Annotated in this window: 1 protein-coding gene; it reads right to left on the bottom strand. The window is 62.2% G+C overall.

Annotated features, from left to right (window positions below; translation table 11 throughout):
• On the bottom strand, positions 1-259 hold a 259-nt coding region (locus NCR34_RS27960; RefSeq protein ID WP_250501446.1), incomplete at both ends, for a PLP-dependent transferase.

The raw sequence follows: 259 nt of genomic DNA, 5'->3' as shown, positions 1-259 counted from the left end.
GCCTCGTAGCGCAGTTGCATCGTCGGCAAGCTGCGCAACACGAGCGATGCGTCGTCGGACGACACACCCACGCCCACCCGCATGCGCGCGCGCTTGAGCTTCTTATGCAGCTCGAAATCGCGAACGATGGTCGCGCCCATCAGAATGTCGCTGCCGCCCGACTGATATTTCGTCAGCGCCTGCACCGAGATATCGACGCCATGTTCGAACGGCTTGAACGCGAGCCCCGCCGAATACGTGTTGTCGATCGCCGTCACGA

It is taken from the genome of Caballeronia sp. GAWG1-5s-s, assembly GCF_023631445.1.
Lineage (GTDB): Bacteria > Pseudomonadota > Gammaproteobacteria > Burkholderiales > Burkholderiaceae > Caballeronia.
The sequence above is the reverse complement of the archived record's forward strand: the minus strand, read 5'-3'. Positions and strand labels throughout refer to the sequence as shown.